At 60.5% G+C, this 18,877-nt stretch carries 15 protein-coding genes and 1 pseudogene; 4 read left to right on the plus strand and 12 right to left on the minus strand.

Annotated features, from left to right (window positions below):
• Positions 1–30: 30 nt before the first annotated feature.
• From QRM89_RS11535 to grxD, 10 genes are all read right to left on the minus strand, one after another.
• On the minus strand, positions 31–3,780 hold the full coding sequence (locus QRM89_RS11535; protein WP_115005821.1) for a PilC/PilY family type IV pilus protein: 3,750 nt from the start codon (positions 3,778–3,780) through the stop codon (positions 31–33).
• 10 nt (positions 3,781–3,790) lie between these two features.
• Entirely contained in the window at positions 3,791–4,318 is a 528-nt protein-coding gene (locus QRM89_RS11540; protein ID WP_228439580.1) for a PilX N-terminal domain-containing pilus assembly protein, read from the minus strand.
• 2 nt (positions 4,319–4,320) lie between these two features.
• On the minus strand, positions 4,321–5,481 hold the full coding sequence (locus QRM89_RS11545; RefSeq protein WP_228439581.1) for a PilW family protein: 1,161 nt from the start codon (positions 5,479–5,481) through the stop codon (positions 4,321–4,323).
• A gap of 4 nt (positions 5,482–5,485) precedes the next feature.
• Positions 5,486–5,965: a type IV pilus modification protein PilV gene (pilV, locus tag QRM89_RS11550; RefSeq protein WP_115005824.1), complete on the minus strand. Its 480-nt coding sequence runs from the start codon at positions 5,963–5,965 to the stop codon at positions 5,486–5,488.
• Positions 5,962–6,480, minus strand: coding sequence for a Tfp pilus assembly protein FimT/FimU (locus QRM89_RS11555; RefSeq protein WP_115005826.1), 519 nt, complete (start codon positions 6,478–6,480; stop codon positions 5,962–5,964). Before QRM89_RS11555 ends, pilV begins: the two co-directional genes overlap by 4 nt.
• A 125-nt stretch (positions 6,481–6,605) precedes the next feature.
• Positions 6,606–7,991 carry a nucleotide 5'-monophosphate nucleosidase PpnN gene (gene ppnN, locus QRM89_RS11560; protein WP_115005828.1) on the minus strand — a complete coding sequence of 462 codons (1,386 nt, stop codon included), beginning with the start codon at positions 7,989–7,991 and terminating at the stop codon, positions 6,606–6,608.
• Between the two features lie 105 nt (positions 7,992–8,096).
• Complete coding sequence (locus tag QRM89_RS11565) at positions 8,097–11,342, minus strand: TonB-dependent receptor (protein ID WP_076054700.1); 3,246 nt, start codon at positions 11,340–11,342, stop codon at positions 8,097–8,099.
• Positions 11,343–11,735: 393 nt separating this feature from the next.
• Positions 11,736–12,335: a YhgN family NAAT transporter gene (locus tag QRM89_RS11570; RefSeq protein ID WP_006450537.1), complete on the minus strand. Its 600-nt coding sequence runs from the start codon at positions 12,333–12,335 to the stop codon at positions 11,736–11,738.
• Positions 12,332–13,072, minus strand: a complete 741-nt coding sequence (locus tag QRM89_RS11575) for an SDR family NAD(P)-dependent oxidoreductase (protein WP_285448067.1) — start codon at positions 13,070–13,072, stop codon at positions 12,332–12,334. The genes QRM89_RS11570 and QRM89_RS11575 overlap by 4 nt, the downstream gene beginning before the upstream one ends.
• The gene (gene grxD / locus QRM89_RS11580; protein ID WP_011037633.1) at positions 13,069–13,389 is read right to left on the minus strand and encodes a Grx4 family monothiol glutaredoxin; all 321 of its coding nucleotides are present in this window, start codon (positions 13,387–13,389) and stop codon (positions 13,069–13,071) included. Before grxD ends, QRM89_RS11575 begins: the two co-directional genes overlap by 4 nt.
• A gap of 121 nt (positions 13,390–13,510) precedes the next feature.
• Between grxD and QRM89_RS11585 the strand changes: the two genes are divergently transcribed.
• Positions 13,511–14,089, plus strand: a complete 579-nt coding sequence (locus QRM89_RS11585) for a Fe-Mn family superoxide dismutase (RefSeq protein WP_012437975.1) — start codon at positions 13,511–13,513, stop codon at positions 14,087–14,089.
• A 233-nt stretch (positions 14,090–14,322) separates the two neighbouring features.
• On the opposite strand, the gene QRM89_RS11590 is transcribed toward QRM89_RS11585, so the two are convergent.
• Both QRM89_RS11590 and purE read right to left on the minus strand, forming a co-directional pair.
• Positions 14,323–15,465, minus strand: coding sequence for a 5-(carboxyamino)imidazole ribonucleotide synthase (locus QRM89_RS11590; RefSeq protein WP_285448068.1), 1,143 nt, complete (start codon positions 15,463–15,465; stop codon positions 14,323–14,325).
• Positions 15,462–15,965 carry a 5-(carboxyamino)imidazole ribonucleotide mutase gene (gene purE, locus QRM89_RS11595; RefSeq protein WP_285448069.1) on the minus strand — a complete coding sequence of 168 codons (504 nt, stop codon included), beginning with the start codon at positions 15,963–15,965 and terminating at the stop codon, positions 15,462–15,464. The genes QRM89_RS11590 and purE overlap by 4 nt, the downstream gene beginning before the upstream one ends.
• Before the next feature lie 58 nt (positions 15,966–16,023).
• On the opposite strand from purE, the gene QRM89_RS11600 reads away from it, so the two are divergent.
• The 3 genes and pseudogenes from QRM89_RS11600 to QRM89_RS11610 form a co-directional block, all read left to right on the plus strand.
• On the plus strand, positions 16,024–16,293 hold the full coding sequence (locus QRM89_RS11600) for a Trm112 family protein (protein ID WP_228431802.1): 270 nt from the start codon (positions 16,024–16,026) through the stop codon (positions 16,291–16,293).
• Positions 16,294–16,301: 8 nt separating this feature from the next.
• Positions 16,302–17,174 (plus strand): carboxylating nicotinate-nucleotide diphosphorylase, encoded by an 873-nt coding sequence (nadC, locus tag QRM89_RS11605; protein ID WP_116921702.1) that lies wholly within the window; start codon positions 16,302–16,304, stop codon positions 17,172–17,174.
• Between the two features lie 62 nt (positions 17,175–17,236).
• Positions 17,237–18,289 (plus strand): annotated as a pseudogene (locus QRM89_RS11610) (DUF2272 domain-containing protein); the annotation flags it as partial.
• Between the last annotated feature and the right edge of the window lie 588 nt (positions 18,290–18,877).

An 18,877-nucleotide genomic window follows, 5' to 3' on the forward strand; every position in this document is an offset into this window, starting at 1 on the left:
CTCTTTGCGCGTTAGAACGCTTGATCAAGGTCACTGGATTTGCCTCCACGACTGCCTACCACATGGATAAGGAACATACATCGGCTGTGCGCCCGCAACGTTGATGACCATCCAGCATGAGCTGCCTCCGGGAGGCAGAGTTCCTCCCGTGTCGGCCGGGGTCAAGCGCGGAATCGCTGAGATACCAACGTCCTTCACAGGGGCCGTGCCTTGGGTAGTCAAAGAAGTCGCCGCAGTCCCTGATGCAAACGCGGCACCAGCGGGGGAACCATTTCTGGCGACGTCCAGAGCGGCACCACCCGTTCGGGTATCCAGTCCAAAAAGCCAATTGCTACCCTGGGCAGCACAGCCAACACTGTTGGGATTAGGGACGTAAGTAGGTATAAAAACGATACCGGACGCAACGCCAGGATTACCGACCATGCGCTCCCCGGCCGGCAATTCCACATACCACCCTAGCCCGCCGGTCACACTAGCGCCCATCACCAGGCTACGGGAGGTCCCGGAGGTTGCAACCGAGTTGGCCTGCAAGTTGGAGCGCGTGATCGTAACGGTGGCAAGCCCAGCACTCAGATCATTGATGCCGTACAGCGACTGGACAGCTGTGTCAAACGGGTCGTTCTGAAAAGAGAAACTGCCCGTGCCGAAGAACAGCGTTACACCGCCATTTTCGCCTGTGGTTGCCACCAAGCCACCGGTGATTGGCTGTCGATAGGTCGCACCATTCTCTACGGAAGTGCGGCTAGTAAATAGCGGAACAGTGAGCGCTGTTGCGGTGCTGCGCAGATCGAACTTCCAGATCGCACCTTTCTGATCTGCCGCATACACAGTGTCTGCATAACCATCACGCACCCTGTCCAACTGGCCAGCACCGCCCCATCTATCGACGACCGCAATATTCCCCAAGCCATTGCTGCCGGAAACATTACCGCCAATTTCCGCAGCCTCAATCATAGTAATCGCCGGTGCGCCCGCCTTGATATCGACCAGGAATAGGACCGCTTTCCCGCTAGCGCTGTTATAACCGTTACCGAAGACTGCTTTCCAAGTTACAACCCCGGCCGAACTCAAAATCGGAACAATAACAGGCTTACCAAGAACGAATCCGATGTTATTGCGCACTGCGGCAGCCAATGAATTATCGAGATCACTGATCTCCCAAAGACGACTGGCCGCAGTAACGCTCGTAGGCGTCGTTATATCAACCGCAAACACACTTCGCCCACCTGCGCCTGAAGTCCCCACAAGGCTGGTCTTCCATGCGCCGCCATAATAAGCATCCGAAACAGCTAATGGCCCATCAACATAATAACGATGGCTGAATTTCTGGTCATTTTGATTAGCCGGATCGTACGGGAATAGCAGGTTACCCATATGCCCAAGTGCTGTCGAGGGAATATAAGCAAAACGCTCAACTCCACCATTGGAGCTCATAACCCCCTCGCCATTCATGCCGCCATCAATGCCGTGGAGCATGCCATCATTGGCTCCGACGTACACCATATAGTTCCGGCCTGCCTTCTTTGCATTTAGATAGGCCTGGTAAGTTGTCCCTGGAGCACCGGGCAGACTACGATAGCCATAATCGTCCAGAGGGGAACTAATAACCGGAGCAGAATTGACAATATCCCCTAGAACCGTAGTTCGATCACGCAAGCGCCCCCGGTTACGCACCTCGCCTGAAGCATCACCGCGTAAATAAGCAGTCGCTGTCGCAGCTGTAGCGCCAAGGCTGGTAAGATCTGCACTTGTGCAAAGAGACATGCCAGGATAAAGCGCTGGCGACTTGGTACAGAGCTCGGCCAGCGACACGTTAGTATCATTGAATGGAGAGACCACGCCAGCCTTACTTACCAACACGTTACGAGCCGACGCCGAAGGAATGCGTGCACTGGCCTCCCAAACAGCAGTACTGACTGCCTCACGCGTTTCCGGATTGACCGCGACCGTGTATCCAGTCAGTCGACCGAACCAATCCGTCCCCTCATTAGCAATCTCGTAGTTAGGAGCGACCGAGAAAGATCCAGCGCCGATGCGGGCCCCGCTTTGAGCCAACGTTCCGGAAGGCGACGATCCAGCTGTCACGGTGGAAAGCACGCGCCTCATGGCCTGCGTAATTTCGGCGGGAGTCTTGGCATTGATGTACTGACCACGGGTGTTGGTCGCCGCATGCCAGATGTCATCCACCGTGCTTCGCTCGTCATTCTCACGAGCTGGCCAGTTCTGATAAACCGCAGGGGTCGTATAGGCATCCTGGACTACATTCGGGTTGAATAGATTCCCGCGCGCGCCAAGCGTGATGCCGTAGAAATTCACATGCAAATTCTTTTGGCAATCTAGTCTGACATTTGTATTCGCCGCGTTGCAGGAACTCGGCACTGGCACAAGTCCTGCTGGAAGGTCCGCCCGAATAGGTGATCCACCATTGATGTTGTTGTAATACTTAGCTGCAATATCGCCCATAGTATTGTCGTATCCGTCAACAAACGGAACTCCCATACCACCATCGCCACTAGCATTGCTTACTGATGGGCCATCTTGATTGCTGTAGCCATCTGTAAACAGCATCACTGCATTTTTTTGACAAGCCAACTGAACAGGAGCGGCGCTGTCGGTTCTCTGAAATTGAGTGCCTGCTGAATTAACTGCTTGACGGTTGGGCGTACCACCACTGGCAGGTAATGCAAGAATTGAATTATACAGCGCTGTTTTTTCGCTTGGCGTGCCCATATTTCGCATCGGCAATCTTTCAGTGACTGCATCGTAACTGGCATGCTGATTGATCCGAAAGAAGCCCACCCGCATGTTGTTGACGTTTGCTAATGAACGCGTCATGCCGGCAATGATTGCGCGATTCCGATTCCCATAGAATGAAAACCAATTTGCAAAATTCTGTAGAGCATCGGTATTGCTTGCACGAATAGTGTACTTCCAAAGATCGCATCCGGTGCCACATGCATTACGCACGCGGTCACGCCGCACAGCATCATAGGCGCCTGGGTAACCCGGCAACACTGGTCGCGCATCGTCAGCTCCGCTATAAGGCACGAAGAAGGTCGCTGGCCAAAACCTGATTAGCAGCGTCTGTGAACCACCATTCCACGTAACATCAGACGTCGTCACCTGCTCCGCACCAAAAAAAATGTTTCCATCCCTGTCTTGAAAACGCTGTTTATAGCCGGTGCCATTGGGAAGCACCATTCCATTTTGAATTCTAAAGCTACTATTGAAATCGTCACCCATATAATCAGAAGCAAGCGACACTGTTGCCGCCGACTGAAGTGGATTGATACGGGTTCTAACCGGATCAGCCTCGGGGAAAGGAGTTCCGTCATTATTTATCCATGGATCATACTTAACTGTTGGATCATAATACGTTGGGTTATAAGCAGCAGAGCGCGCGAACCCGAGACCATCTAAAGGAGGTATGCCGCGACGATTTTCATCGATGCGAGGCCCAGGAAGCACATGATTATAGCCACACCCCACACTGGGCGAATCTTCTGTATTCAACACCCCTACCGCGGAAAAAAAAGTCTGGTTAGCGGTACTCCAACATCCTTGACCGTCCTGCCCAGGAAACTGGGTCTGAAATGTCATAGAGCCAGAATCATCCACCGCCATGATAAAAGCCGGAGGTGTTTGGACCTGGTTGTTCATGGGAGCCTGGGCCAGCACTCCTTGGCCTTGCGCCGCAACTAAGGCGTAGATAAAGGAGCCCAATCCCACGGCAACCGCTACCGTCGAAGCAAGAATGACTTTCGTTTTGTTAGAGGTCATGTGAGTTTCTTCAAAGTTTGAAGACGGTGTCTATTGCCGCTTCCGAGCTAGGATTGCCCGGGTCGTCGGCGGCAACACCGGTAATCTGAAATACCGGGGATGCAGGATCCACGGGTTGCCCCATGCCGATGTTGGCCTCGCCTTGAATGCACTGATCTATCTGGCGAACATTGACGGCTCGGTTAGACGCCTGCGCCTGTGCCCATTGCATCGGATCAAAACCATCGTCGCACACGCGCTTGATATCACCAGATCCGACTAAACTCGTCGTGTCATTTGATGACGCGGTCCGGTTTGAGATCTTTTCCACGGAATTTTCGGCATTTCGCACGGTACCCTCGGCCTCCTCAAAAGCGCGATTCACCGCGCGATAATTAGATGCCATCTTTTCCTGCATGCCAGACACCTGGATGCCCGCAATGCCGATCAGGGCCAAAAGCACCAGGATAATGAGCGCCACGTAGAGCACGGCGCCACCCTGACGCCGCACCCTATCAAAAGGCCGGCTGCGATCTTTACGAAGAGCTGTCTTTGGCATAATCAGTTTCCGAATAACCGGTTACGGAGCGCGATAGAAAGCTCGTAACTGGCGCGATATCGTCCATCATTGGTAACCGGTGGGACCACCGTGACTCCCAGCACGCCTAAGCGACTCGTTTCTAAAGGCTGAGCCGCAGCTGACGAGGTAGGACTGCGGGCCAGAATTCCAACCTGAACCTGGCCGACTCGGCGCCATTGATTGGCTGCCGCAGCGTCGGTCGTCGACGTTACGCTGCTTGCAACACGCTGAGCTGTGATATTCCCAACCGGCGGGGTCAGTGTGGAGATGGTTTCAGTACTATCCAATCCGTAAAGTAATTGCAGACTTTCAACCCCTTCCACCAATTCCTCACTGGTGTATTGGCCATTGCCTCCCGCCCTAGCACGCCGTAATGCCGGCTCGCCCGTGTCCGGATTGTTAGCGACGTAATACACTAGGGACTCGGCGCGGTACACCATTGTCTGCCCCGTGGGCTGCACGACATAACGACCAGACAGATTGACACCCGACGCAACGACGGTTCCAGGAGTGGTTGTACCGGCAAAGACATCTGCGTGCGCACAATCAGCGATCCCGAACAGCGACGGCGCCGCAACGCCGTCATCCGTCAGTCGCGCCCAGCGATTCGCATCCATCGTCAGCGTCGTGTTGGAGCCATTGGCCGCAATGCCAGTCGCCGGCACCCCCTCTGCGGAGAGAAAGCGCAAAACGATGATGTCGCTGCCAGCCCGCGGAGCGGGGCTAAGATTCTGAATAGTCGCCGGTAATCCGCTGATAGCGCCCGCATTGGTACCAATCGTCAGAGCGTCACCAGGTGCGGTTCCTGGAGCCTCATACCCCTGGATTGATACAGAAAAATCCAGAGGATTGCCGCTTCCACTCGCCGCAGAAAGATTGACCCTCGGATCTCCCTGCCCCTTTACAAACTGGGCCTGATCATTGACGCAACCGAAATGTCCGGCCATGCGAATATCCCGCGCCAGGTAGTCCAGTGCAAACCGTCCATTTTCCTGTACTCGCGATGCGCCTTCGGAAAGCTGGGCTGCAGTACGCGAAGCAGAAAAGATCTGGATGATGCCTAGCAACAGCACCAGCCCTATGACCATGGCGATCATTAATTCAATCAGAGAGAGACCGGCTTCGCGTCGATACAGACTCATCTGATCAGATCTCCGTCCGCAGTGCAAAGCTGGTTAAGGTATCGGGGTTGTCCTTATCCCAACGCTGGTCACCCCAACTGATCGATACGGTCGCAACTCCGTTTGCATACGTAACTGTGGCAGCGGCCTTGTCACCCAGCGCCTTTGTAACCTGGCACTTCCAACGAGCAATGTTTTGCGCGACAGCAACCGTCTGTCCGGTCGGATAGCCACAGGCCCCGCTGGTGGTCACAGAGCCTGCAGCAAATGTAGCGGCGGTGTACTGAGTCACCAGATATCGGTTCGATCGCATCTGGTCTATGAGGTCATACGCCAGGTTTGTCGCTTGCGTACGATAATTTGCACTTTGCACGAAGCGAACATTCATGGTCTGTAACAGCGCAAATCCGAGCAGACCAAACGCAAGCACCAAAATGGCAATCAACACTTCGATAAGGGTGAACCCCCTTTGCGAGCGCGCGCCCGAATATCCACTGCATCTCATGTACAGGCCTCCTTTTTAGTGCGAATCTGACCAGATGCATTGACGCTCAACGCTCTTCGGAGCGCCTGACCTCCACATTGATCAGGCTGAAGCCCGAGTTGCTGATCAGTTGCCGCCCGACGACGACCACGCGCATCGAAGGCAATCACGTTCCCACTGGCTGGACCTTGGACAACGAGCCGGGGGTTGCCAGTGGAATAGCGCAGCACAGCCTCTCCTGAATCGAGGGCACCATTGGCATTAGTATCGCCCCAGGCCAGGACACCGCCGCTCCAAACGCCGTCACACACAATTCCGCCTGAGCTACCACATACCCCCCCGCCCTGGCCATTGCGAATGGCTTCGCTCCGAGCCAGATTAAGCAGGGCCATCAATTCATTATTTGCTGCAGCGACGCGATTGGACCGTAGCACCCCCTGAAAACTCGGGTACGCAATAGCAGCCATGATCGCGAGCACAGCCACGGTCACCATGAGTTCAATCAAAGTGAACCCACGCGAACGAACAACGGACATTTACACGCTCCCCTGCGTTGACCTCGACATCATCGTCAAGCGGGCTACCGGACGCAATGAGCCGCAGATGAGCGGCGGAACTGGCCCGACGAACGTCTCAGCCAGCTCCTGAATCGTTAGCCGGCTTAGGTCACTACCCGATAACAAGGCCGGTAATCCCCCGAGATCTTCATCCGGCGCTGTTCGACGAAGCCGCGTAGCAGTTCGTCCAGGGCCTGCATGATTTGCGGGTCGCCATGGATCTCGAACGGGCCGAACTCCTCGATACGGCGCATGCCGTCCTCCTTGACGTTGCCGGCGACGATGCCGGAGAAGGCGCGGCGCAGGTCGGCCGCAAGCTCTGGCGCCGGGCGGCCGTGGTGCAGGTCCAGCGCAGCCATGGCTTCATGGCTGGGCACGAACGGCTGCTGGTACTCAAGCGGGATGTGCACCGACCAATTGAAGTAGTACGAGTCTTTCTGGTCCTTGCGGTGCGCGCGCACCTCGTGAATGCCTTCGGCCATGCGGCGCGCCACCGCGACCGGGTCGCCGACGATGATCTCGTAGCGCGATGCGACAGATTCACCGAGGGTCAGGCGGATAAACCGGTCGATCTGGGCGAAGTACGGCGCGGCGATGGTTGGCCCGGTCAGGATTAGCGGGAACGGCAGGTCGGCGTTCTCCTCCCGCAGCAGGATGCCGAGCAGGTACAGGATCTCCTCGGCGGTACCGACGCCACCCGGGAAGACCAGGATGCCGTGACCAATGCGGACGAACGCCTCCAAGCGCTTTTCGATGTCCGGCATGATCACCAAGTGATTCACGATCGGGTTCGGTGACTCGGCGGCGATGATGCCCGGCTCGGTGACGCCGATATAGCGCGTGTGGTGCTTGCGCTGTTTGGCGTGCGCAATGGTGGCGCCCTTCATCGGGCCCTTCATCGCCCCCGGGCCGCAGCCGGTGCAGATGTCCAGGCCACGCAGGCCGAGCTCGTAGCCCACCTGTTTGGTGTAGAGGTATTCGTCGCGCGAGATGGAATGGCCACCCCAGCACACGACCAGATTCGGGTCGGACGGCTGCAGGATGCGGGCGTTGCGCAGCTGGCCGAACACGGCATTGGTGATGCCTTCGCTGGTATCCAGGTCCGCACGCTGCGCTTCGAGCTCGATGGCCATGTAGGCCAAATCGCGCACCACGGCGAACAACAGCTCGGCCACGCCGCGGATGATCTCGCCATCCACGAAGGCCATGGCCGGCGCGTTGATCAAATCGATACGTATACCGCGATCCTGCTGATTCACCTGGATGTCGAAATCCGGGTACAGGTCACGCGCGGCACGCGGGTCGTCGGATGCACTACCACTGGTCAACACCGCCAGCGCACACCGGCGCAACAGCTCATGCATGCCACCACTGGATGCATCACGCAACCGCGCCACTTCTGCCTTGGACAGCACATCCAGGCCACCACGCGGATAGATCCGCGCATCCACTACCGGCAGCGCCCGTGCTGCCGTACTGCTGAGTTCCATAGCTTGCTCCTGTCGTCTGCGCAGGACTTTAGCGTACTCACCCGCCCAAAAGAAAACGGCCGGGAGAACCCGGCCGTTTTTGCAACATGCAACACGCTGGCCAGATTAGAACTGGTAGCGGAAGCCCAGCTGCAGGGCCCAGCGGGAGATGCCGCGATCGTCATACACCGTGGCCTGATCCGGCGTGTTGAATCGATACACGTACTTGCCACTGGCTGCATCAATGCCGCCGTATTCCACGACACCACGCATACCCGGGAAGCCATACTCCTCGACCTGGCCCCATTTCTTGTTGAGCAGGTTGCCGACATTCATGACGTCGAGCCACACAGAAGCCTTGTTGCCCTTGAAGAAGCCGGGAATCTCCTGCTCGATATGCAGATCGAACTGGTTGATCCAGGAATTACGTGCGCCATTACGTTCGGCAACCTGGCCACGACGGGCAGCCAGATACTCATTGCCTTCAATGTAGTTCCAGAATGCCTGCTCTTCTCCAGCAGAACCAAACAACACATCGCCGCGACCTGCCGGGATGTACAGCAAGTCGTTCAGGCGACCATCGCCATTGGCGTCGTTATCGAAGGCGTAGCTGTACGGACGACCATTGCGGCCCTGGTAAATCAGGCCAAGCTTGGTCTCGTAGTCGCCAAAGAACGCATGCTTCCAGTTCAAGGTACCCAGGATGCTGTTCTTGATTTCATACGCTGCGGTCGAAGCAACGTTTTCGTTAGCCTGGAAAACCGCGTTGTTGCCCAACTGCGAGCCCGAGGTCGAGCTGGTCAGACCACTGACTTCATCGGCATCGGTATAGGTGTAATACAGACCCCAGGACCAGTCACCGCCATTGAAGGGCTTGTTCAGACCGACGGTGAAGCTCTCGCTACCACCCTTGTCAGTTGGACGCGCGATGATGGCGTCGTTGTAGTTCGGATTGCGCGAGCCGCGCGCATCGACCAAGGAGCCGGTGCCACGCACACACGCAGCTGGAGCGCCCGTACCTGTCGGGTTACGACCATCGGCCATCCAGCAAGCGGGATTCAGACCCTGGGTATTCCAGTAAAGATTACGACCATCCTGGCCCACTCGGGTGGTGTTACCCAGATTTAGCTGCTGGTAGTAGATCGCCTCGTTGACCTGAGTCACCACTGCTTCCGCAGACGCCACGATGCCGTACCAGGGCAGCTCGGTGTCAAACGCCAGGTTGGCCTTCCATACCGACGGCTGACCCAGCTTGCTGTCGACGAAATCGACAGACTGCGTTGCACCATTCACCGACCCGTTTCCGATTGGCTGGTTATTGATGTCAGGGGTGAAGCGAATACCGTTGGAATTCACCAACGCTTGGCTGGAGAAGTTGTAATCCGTGTATGCCAAGCCAGTGTTCGAGTACGGGTTCGAGAGCCATACCGTTGCGGCAGCACCCTGGAAGAGGCCGACGCCACCACGCAGCTGGGTGGGACGATCGCTGTCGAACGTGTAGTTGAAGCCGAAGCGCGGCTCGAACAGACCATTACCGTCGATGGTCTGGTCATTACGGAAGCCGAAGATTGTTGAAGCCGCCGCATTGTAGGCAGGGCTGTTCTTGACCATCGGCTCGTCGTAACGCACACCAAACGTCAGGGTCAGATTGTTATTGACGGCCCATGTGTCCTGCAGGAACACACCGACGTTCCGCATGCCCCAGTCCGCAGCGACATCGTCGATGTTTCCGGTATTGGACCGCGAGTAGCGATAGTTCAGCGGGCGATTCGCCGCGTAGTCGGCAATGGAGTTGAAGGTGTACGAACCGAAGACGCGCTGTCCGAACAGGTTGAAAAGATCGTTATCTTCGTAGTCGAAGCCAAACTTGACGGTGTGGTCATTCAAGAACAACGTGCCCGCGAAGAAGGCATTCCACGTTTCGGTACGCAGCTCGTTGGCCTGGGTGCTCTGCTCGGTGCCCAGGTTGACCGTGTTGTTACCGATACGCACAGCGACGGCCGGCAACTGCGAAGCGGCCGTACGCACCGCCGAGTAATCACGGTACGAGACCTTGGCTTCCGTCGAGAAGGTGTCGGTCCAATCACTGAACAACTGCGCGGTATAGGTTTTGAGGCTGAAATCGCGCACGTAGTGAAACGAATTCAACGACAGCGCCTGGTTGCCAAACCCGTTGAGGTTGGCAGTGCTCTGCTCGCTCTCGCCATAACGGAAAGAGGCACGGTGCTTGTCGGAGATATTCCAGTCGAGCTTGAAGCCCTTTTCTTCCGACTCGGAATCCAGCGCAGGCAGCGCGAGCGTGCCGGGGTCAAAGCCGTAGACATTGCGCGAAATGTCGATGATACGGTCGATATCCGACTGCGGGATTTGAACGATATTGCTCTCGCCAGAACCGATCGGACCGTAGCCAGAGGCTCCGGTAAATACGCCCTTGCCCTTGTACTTTTCGTAGTTGGCGAAGAAGAACAATTTGTCCTTGATGACCGGTCCGCCCAGGGTAAGGCCATAGGTGGTCTCGTCATCGAACAGCTGAGGGCGGATATCGTTCTGGTTCTTGCCCGACCAATCGTTGTCGCGATAGGTGCCATACACCGAACCGTGAAATTCATTGGTACCGGACTTGGTGACCGCATTGATCACACCGCCGGTTGCGCCGGTAATGGTCACGTCGTAATTGGCGACATCGACCGAAATTTCGTCGATGACGTCCATCGAGAACGGCTGACGTGGTGTGGGCAAACCATTGGATTCGAGGCCGAACGCATCGTTGGTGCTGATGCCGTCGACGCGGATCAGGTTGAAGCGTGGGTTCTGGCCGCCCACCGAAATCTCGTTGCGCGCCTTGTCGGTCTGCGCCACGCGGGGATCCAGGCGCACGTAGTCCTGCAAGTTGCGGTTAATCGACGGCAGCGATTCGATCTGCTCGCGGGTCACGTTGGTGCCGGTACCCATTTTATTGGCGCTGAACAGCGCCGAGCCGTAGTCGCCGCCAATGGCCTGCACTGCACCGAGCGTGGTCACGTCGCCACCCAGAGCCGCATCCACGCTGTTGACCTGATTCAAGTTCAGGAAAACGCCTTCTTCGGTCTTGGTGCCCTCACCCGACTTGGTGATGGTGATGGTGTACGGGCCGCCCACACGCAGGCCGCGCGCGTTGTAGCGTCCGCTGGCATCGGTGGTGGCGCGGCTGACGGTGCCCGATTCGACGTGGGTGATCGTGACTTCGGCATTCGGCACCGGCTGACCGCCGCTGCTGGTGACCAGGCCAGCGACGCCGGCGGAGGTGCTCTGTGCGAACACGGGGGCGGCGGCGAGTGCAGCAACGAGACCAAGCGTGAGCTTGGACATGCGGAGACAACGGGGGTGGGTCATTTCGGTAGCCTCGATACAGGTTGGGCAGTGACAAAAAGGCGCAGTCAGCCCAACCGTTCCCGGGGGTGGGCTGCCGATGATCTGGGGTCCCTTGCCGCGCGGCTGGTTGCTGCCGCAACGGTTAACAACAGATTAACACGCTAAGGCCTGATTGTGACGGCGGCGTGACAAACTTCGCGCACTGCAACATGAACTTCGCATGTGAAGGCGGAAACGCCAAGGTGCGCAAAGTCCCACGGCATGTGGGATGGACGTCTCGGACTCGGCAATGGCATCGAACGTCATGCCACCAAGTCATCGCTTGGGGCCACCCCTCCCCTTGCGCAGCTGCGCCAGGGTCAAGCCAGCTAGGCCACCGGAAGCCAGATCAACACCAGCAGCGGCGGCGAAACATCAGATCGATACCGGCAGCTTGAAATACGTGCCCAGGCCATCCAGGAACATCTGTACCGAAATGGCCACCAGCAACATGCCCATCAGGCGCTCGATTGCGGTCAATGCGCGATGACCGAGCAGTTTGTACAGCAGCGGGGCCGAGGCCAGGATCGTGGAGGCGCCGATCCAGGCGATCATTAACGCCAGGCTCCAATCCCATAACCGGGTGGGTTCGTTGCTGCCCATCAGCATCACTGCGGCCATGCCGGACGGGCCGGCCACCAGCGGGATCGCCAGCGGCACGATGAAGGGCTCGCCGTCGGGAATCTCGCCCATCAGGCCTTCGGGGCGCGGGAAGATCATGCGGATGCCGATCAGGAACAGCACGATGCCGCCGGCGATCGCCACCGATTCCTGCCGCAGATGCATCAACTCCAGCGCGTACTTGCCGCCCCATAGAAACGCCATCAGCACGAACAGGGCGATCAGCAACTCGCGCGCGAGCACGAAGCGCTGGCGCTTCGGCGGCAGCGGCTTGAGCACGCTGAGAAACACCGGGATGTTGCCGAGCGGGTCGAGGATCAGGAACAGCAGCAGCGCTGCCGACAGAATGGTCATGCGGGGGGGCTCCAGATCGCACCGCGGTGCGAGGCGCCCGCCATGGACAACAAGGTGACGCAGGCAGCCGCGTAGCGCGCGGGATCCAGCGCGTCGCTGTCTTCCTGATGCGTGAATGCACGTGCGCGCAAGGCGGTGCGCATCGGCCCTGGCTGCAACCCGCTGACGCGGACCGGACCGGCGGCCGTTTCATGGTGCAGGCTGGCAATCAAGCCACGTTGCGCATGCTGTGCAGCGCCGTATGCGCCCCAGTAGGCCTGGCCGACACGCGCGGGATCATCCACGACGAACACCAGCGCCGCATCCTCTTGCTGGCGCAGCAGCGGCAGGCAGGCCTGGGTGAGCCAGGCACGTGCGGTCAGGTTGACATGGATGCTGCGTGCAAACTCCGCGGGCGATGCCAGCTCAGCCGGCGTGAGCCCGGCAAAATCGGCGGCGCAATGCAGCACGCCACTCAGCCCACCCAACTCGGACTGCAGCCGCTGTGCGAGCGCGGCATAGTCGTCCGGCGTCGCGCCGGCCAGATCCAGCGGGTACAGCAATGGCGCTGCGCCCTGCCCGGTCAGCGCGTCATAGACCCGCTCGAGCGGGCGCAGCTTGCGGCCCAGCAACACCACCGTGGCACCCGCCTGTACGCAGGCCTGCGCGGCCGCGGCGCCCAACCCGCCGGCGGCGCCGGTGATCAGTACGACCCGCCCGGCCAGCGCCGCTGCAGCGGCTGCCTGCGTGGTGCTCACGGCTGGTAGGCCTCACTGACGATGCGCTTGAGCTCGCCTGCTTCGAACAGCTCCATGGTGATGTCGCAGCCACCGATCAGCTCACCGTGGATGAAGAGCTGCGGGAAGGTCGGCCAGTTCGAATACCGTGGCAGATTGGCGCGAATTTCAGGTTCTTCGAGCACGTTGACGGTGCGCAACTGGTCGGCGCCCGCAGCCACCAGGGCCTGCACGGCGCGGCTGGAAAAACCGCACATCGGGAATTGCGGGGTGCCTTTCATGAACAGCACGATCGGGTGCTGCTCGACTTCGGCCTGGATCCGTTCCATCACCGGCATTGAACTCTCCTGACTGGGAGCGGCAGGCCCGACCGCCGGGTCGGATAGACTTCCGCAAAGGCGCGCATTGTAAGCCTTCAACGCGCCCTCTCGCCGGACTCCCTTCGCTGCCCCGAACACCATGCCGATCGAACACCTTGCTCTGCCCTACTCCCGCGCCGCCCTGGAGCCACATCTGTCGGCTGCGACAGTGGACGCCCACCATGGCGTATGTCACCGCAGCGAGGTCGAACGGCTCAATGCGCGCATCGAAGGCAGCGAGTTCGCCGAGCTGATGCTGGAAGAGATCATCGCGCAGGCGCAGGGCACGTTGTTCCAGCTTGCCGCGCAAGTGTGGAACCATAATTTCTACTGGCAGTGCCTGCGCCCGCGCGGCGGCGGCGAACCCCTGGGCCGGCTGGCCGACAGCATCGCGGCATCGTTCGGCGACTTCGTGCACTTCAAGCAGGAATTCAACCGCATCGCGCTCGGCACGGTGGGGTCGGGCTGGGTGTGGCTAGTGCAGCGCCCGGATGGCAGATTGGCCGTGGTGGCTACTCCGAATGCCTCCACGCCGCTGACCGGCCCGGACACCGCACTGCTCGCCTGCGATCTGTGGGAACACGCCTACTATCTGGATCACCAGCAGGACCGCGCGCAGTACCTGGATGCCTTCTGGAAACTGATCAATTGGGACTTTGTGGCCAGCCGTCTGCGCTGATGCGCTTTGGCGCATGCTGAGAAGTGCAGCGTCGGAGTGGCGTGTCTTGCGCCGCGTGCTGCTCGCTCAACCAGCCCTGGGGCACCAACGCGCCAGGCGATGCCACCGCGTTAGCGCTGACGCAACATGCAGCGCGCCCTTGAAGTTGCATTCACTCTTCAAGGACGCAGCATGCAGTTGAAACCCCAATCAAGACTTAGCGGCGCTGCACCGCTTGCAGCGCCACGCGCACGCTAAGGCGCCAACCGCGCCACAACCGGCGCCGTCTGCGCATCGCGCTGCAAAGCCTGACCAACGTCGCCCAGCAGTTGGGCCAATAGCGCCGGCGTATCGGCGCGCACCGTGGCGTGCCCCACCTTGCGCCCGTCACGCGCCTGCTTGCCGTAATCGTGCCAATGCCCACCAGGCACTGCCAGGAAGGCCACCGCATCGGGCATGGCGCCCAGCCAGTTCAGCATGCAGGCATGGCCACGCATGGCAGTGCTTCCGAGCGGCAAGCCCAGCACGGCACGCACGTGGTTTTCGAACTGCGAAGTCTCTGCGCCTTCGATGGTCCAGTGCCCGGAGTTGTGCACGCGCGGCGCCATTTCGTTGGCCAGCAGGGTGCCGTCGCGCACGAACAACTCCAATGCAAACACGCCGACATAATCCAGGCGTTCGGCAAGCGCACGCGCATGCGCTTCAGCCGCCTCTTGCAACCCGGCGTCTACGCTGGCAGGCGCCAGGCTGGCCGAGAGCACACCATCCACATGCCAGTTTTCGGTCAATGGCCAGGCACGAAACTCGCCATCGCGGCCACGCACAGCGACCACGCTGACTTCGCGCTCGAACGGCACGAAGGCTTCCACGATCAGGCCAACCGTGGCCGCCTGCGCACCCAACGCATCCCACGCAGCATCGGCGTCGGCAAGCGTCTTGATCCGGAACTGCCCCTTGCCGTCGTAGCCGAAGCGTCGCGTCTTGAGCACGCACGGCGCCCCGATGCGCGCCAATGCGGCATCCAGGCCGGCACGGTCATCGATGGCGGCAAATTCGGGTACTGGAATACCCAATTCGCGGAATAAGGTTTTTTCGCTGAGCCGGTCTTGCGCGATGGCCAGTGCGGCCGGGTTGGGGAACACCGGCACTTGCGTCGCCAACTGCTGCGCGCTGGCGGCCGGTACGTTCTCGAAATCGAAGGTGAGCACGTCCACCTGCGCGGCGAAGGCAGCCAGTGCGGCTGCGTCGTCGAATGCGCCCACCTGCAACGGCCCTACCTGCCCTGCGCAGGCGTCGGCTGCCGGATCGAACGCGGCAAACCGCAGCCCCAGCGGCGCACCGGCCAACACCAGCATGCGCGCCAATTGGCCGCCGCCCAGGATGCCGACCGTGGTCATTGGCGCGGGTCGTCGCTGGCCATCACATCGTCGGTCTGCTTGGCGCGGAACTGCGCCAATGCCTGACCGATCTGCGGCTGCTCCGGCGCCAGCATCGCGGCTGCAAACAACGCCGCATTGGCGGCGCCGGCATTGCCGATCGCAAACGTGGCCACCGGGATACCGGCCGGCATCTGCACCATCGACAGCAATGAATCCATGCCATTGAGCGCCTTGGACTGCACCGGCACGCCCAGCACCGGCACTGCGGTCTTGGCCGCCAGCATGCCGGGCAGATGCGCCGCACCGCCAGCGCCGGCGATGATCGCGCGCAGGCCGCGCTCGCCTGCCTGTTCGGCGTAGGTGAACAGTACATCCGGCGTGCGGTGTGCCGAGACCACCTTGACCTCGTACGGCACGCCCAGTGCATCGAGCTTCTGAGCTGCGTGTTGCATGGTGTCCCAGTCCGAACGGGAACCCATCACGATGCCGACCAGCGGCGCGGAGTGGTTGGAGGTCATGGCCCTGCCCTGCGGTAAAGACGTATTCTAGCCATCTTCCGCGCAAGACAAGACTTCGATGGATCGCAAACTACTCGACCTGCTGTGCTCCCCAGACACCCGCCAGCCGCTCTCGCTGCTCGATGGCAAGGGCCTGGAAGCACTCAACCGCGCCATCGCCGCCGGCACCTTGCAACGCGTCGACGGCGCCGTGCAGGACCAACCGCTGCGCGAGGCCCTGATCACCCGCGACCGCAAACAGATCTTCCGCGTCGACGATGGCATCCCGGTGCTGCTGGCCGAAGAAGCCATCAACCCGGGCCAGATCGCCGACTTCCCCGAGAAGTGAGTTCGGCCATGACCACCACCGCACCTGTCGCGCCAGCCGATGCGCTGGTGCAGGCAGACGTGGCGCGCGCGCTGGCCGAAGACATCGGCAGCGGCGATGTCACCGCCGCACTGCTGCCCGACGCGCCGGATACCGCCTATCTGCTGTGCAAGCAGGACGCGGTGATCGCCGGGCGGCCTTGGTTCGACGCCACGCACCGCGCGCTGGATCCGCAGGTGCAGATCGCATGGCGTATCCAGGAAGGCGACCGCGTCGGCGCTGGCACCGTGCTGGCCACCCTGCACGGCCGCAGCCGCAGCCTGGTCAGCGCCGAACGCACATCGCTCAACTTCCTGCAGACACTTTCTGCCACGGCCACCACCACCGCGGCCTACGTCGCAGCGGTGGCCGGCACCGGTGCACGCATCCTGGACACCCGCAAGACCCTGCCCGGCCTGCGCGCCGCACAGAAATACGCGGTGCGCTGCGGCGGCGGCGACAACCACCGCATCGGCCTGTTCGACACCGTGATGCTGAAGGAAAACCACATCCGTGCGGCGGGCTCGCTGAGCGCCGCCGTGCACGCCGCACGTGCGCAGCAACCACAGTTGCCGCTGGTGGTGGAGGTGGAAACGCTGGAGCAGCTGCACGAGGCACTGCAGGTGGGGTGCACACGCATTCTCATCGATGATTTCGACCCGGCAATGCGGCGCGCCGCCGTGCAGATCGTGGCCGCCTTGCCGCCAGCACAACGTATCCCGCTGGAAGTCTCCGGCAGTGTGGATCTGGCCGGCATTCGCGCCATTGCGCAGGACGGCGTGGATTGCATTTCCATTGGCGGCCTGACCAAGCATGTGCAGGCGGTGGATCTGTCGCTCAAACTGGGGCCGGCGCCTTACTGATTTCACGCCTGTCCGCAGGCAGCTCTGTCAGCCTGCGCGCAGTGTTCTATGCGGAATCGGTAATGACTGCAAAACCTTGGCCATGGATCTGCCTGCTGCTGGCAGGCTGGGGCGGCACTGCCGCCGCAGCGGAAGTGTGTGATATCCCTCCGCGCTTCGGCACCAGCCCGGCCGCCATCGCCATCGTGCGCAGCGCCTGCAACGAGCACCGACTGTGGCAGCGCCCTTTTATCGACAGCAAAGGCAAGCTCGCCAGCCTGGGCGTGACCGAGGCAGAGTCCGCCTCGCTCGCCGACGACGGCATGATCGCCTGGCAACGTGTGGCCGGCTACTGGCGCGATAGCGGCACGCTCGCCTCGATGGGGGGCAGCGCGGGCGCGTCCAGCTGTGCCGCCCTCGACGGAAGCCGCTACACCGCCAGTGATTGCCGCGCGTTCCTAGTCGACAACCCTTGGTCGGCCGCCTTCATTTCGTGGGTGATGACGCAAGCCGGCGTCAGTGGCTTTCGCCGCTCCGCGCGTCACCTGGACTACATCCGCAGCGCCTATCACGACGGGGCCACCGGCCCATATCAATTCACTGACCCGGCCGTGGAAAAACCCGCACCTGGCGACATGCTGTGCCTGCTGCGCGGGCGCGATGTTTCGCTCGGCTATGCCGGCTTGCGGGCCGCACTGGGCGGCAGCGCGCCGATGCCGTGGAAGTCGCATTGCGACGTGGTGGTGGCGGCCAATGTCGGGGGCGATCGCACGCTCTACCTGATCGGCGGCAACGTCTTCAACACCGTGATGATGCGCAAGATGCCGCTGGATCGCGCCGGCCGCGTGGTACTGCCCACGCCGCAGACCGACGCCAGCCAGGGCGAGAGCGAAAACGAGGACAGCCTGGGCGCGGCGCGCGAGTGCACACCGGCACACGAGGAGTTGTGCGACTTCAACCGCCGCGACTGGGCCGCGCTGTTGAAGCTGCGCCCCGACGCAGCAGTGACCGCACCGCCGCCGACCGAACCATTACCCGCGCCTACCGTGCCACCGGCAACCCAGCCAATGCCGCCAGGCTTCCCGCGCGTGGTGCCGCCGCGTCCGGAAGGGCAGCCTGCTCCTGCACAGCCGCAGACGCAGACGCAGACGCAGACGCAGAGTGAGGTAAGGCCGAGGAGTCTGCGTTGTGCCGTGCTTTCTAACATAGACAGGCGGCACTTCGGCTTGTCGCGTTAGCGATACAGATCCGACTCTGGATTCGATTCGGCACCGAACTAAAAAGTTGAGCCACCTCTCCCCCTCAAGCGCGTGGGTACGAGCAAAGCCCCGTACAGGAAGCACTGCCTGCCAAGTGTCAGCTGTGCTGCACTGACCTTTACGCAGCTGCTGGCTATCGCTTCCTTTGGGGCGGCGCCCTGCCTACGTGATTCCCGTGCGCCCTCACGTACGTGCGGAGCACCGGCTCCCAACTAGATTCAGACGCAGCTTTTTCGCGGATGGAACCACCGGTTCGCTGATCGAACTGATGCGAGGCGCAATCCTCTGCCACCAGTGAGTGATCGAGGTTGAAGCGAGAAGCGCAGCGATCCTGCTGCCTTCCACGCACCGCAATCCGTCCCATTGGGCACGTCTTCCAACGGGAGAAGCCGCGGCATGAGTCAGCCGGGTTTTGGAGAAACGATTCCGCCCATTCGAACAGATTCAACCAAAGCGATGCGCTGG

Origin of the sequence: Xanthomonas sp. LMC-A-07 (assembly GCF_030208825.1) — a bacterium.
Taxonomy (GTDB): domain Bacteria; phylum Pseudomonadota; class Gammaproteobacteria; order Xanthomonadales; family Xanthomonadaceae; genus Xanthomonas; species Xanthomonas campestris.

What these genes read in the sequence shown, in the direction of transcription:
- QRM89_RS11535 (WP_115005821.1), bottom strand. Translation starts at nt 3,780, where the DNA reads ATGACCTCTAACAAAACGAAAGTCATTCTTGCTTCGACGGTAGCGGTT.
- QRM89_RS11540 (WP_228439580.1), bottom strand. Translation starts at nt 4,318, where the DNA reads ATGCCAAAGACAGCTCTTCGTAAAGATCGCAGCCGGCCTTTTGATAGG.
- QRM89_RS11545 (WP_228439581.1), bottom strand. Translation starts at nt 5,481, where the DNA reads ATGAGTCTGTATCGACGCGAAGCCGGTCTCTCTCTGATTGAATTAATG.
- pilV (WP_115005824.1), bottom strand. Translation starts at nt 5,965, where the DNA reads ATGAGATGCAGTGGATATTCGGGCGCGCGCTCGCAAAGGGGGTTCACC.
- QRM89_RS11555 (WP_115005826.1), bottom strand. Translation starts at nt 6,480, where the DNA reads ATGTCCGTTGTTCGTTCGCGTGGGTTCACTTTGATTGAACTCATGGTG.
- ppnN (WP_115005828.1), bottom strand. Translation starts at nt 7,991, where the DNA reads ATGGAACTCAGCAGTACGGCAGCACGGGCGCTGCCGGTAGTGGATGCG.
- QRM89_RS11565 (WP_076054700.1), bottom strand. Translation starts at nt 11,342, where the DNA reads ATGACCCACCCCCGTTGTCTCCGCATGTCCAAGCTCACGCTTGGTCTC.
- QRM89_RS11570 (WP_006450537.1), bottom strand. Translation starts at nt 12,335, where the DNA reads ATGACCATTCTGTCGGCAGCGCTGCTGCTGTTCCTGATCCTCGACCCG.
- grxD (WP_011037633.1), bottom strand. Translation starts at nt 13,389, where the DNA reads ATGCCGGTGATGGAACGGATCCAGGCCGAAGTCGAGCAGCACCCGATC.
- QRM89_RS11585 (WP_012437975.1), top strand. Translation starts at nt 13,511, where the DNA reads ATGCCGATCGAACACCTTGCTCTGCCCTACTCCCGCGCCGCCCTGGAG.
- QRM89_RS11590 (WP_285448068.1), bottom strand. Translation starts at nt 15,465, where the DNA reads ATGACCACGGTCGGCATCCTGGGCGGCGGCCAATTGGCGCGCATGCTG.
- purE (WP_285448069.1), bottom strand. Translation starts at nt 15,965, where the DNA reads ATGACCTCCAACCACTCCGCGCCGCTGGTCGGCATCGTGATGGGTTCC.
- QRM89_RS11600 (WP_228431802.1), top strand. Translation starts at nt 16,024, where the DNA reads ATGGATCGCAAACTACTCGACCTGCTGTGCTCCCCAGACACCCGCCAG.
- nadC (WP_116921702.1), top strand. Translation starts at nt 16,302, where the DNA reads ATGACCACCACCGCACCTGTCGCGCCAGCCGATGCGCTGGTGCAGGCA.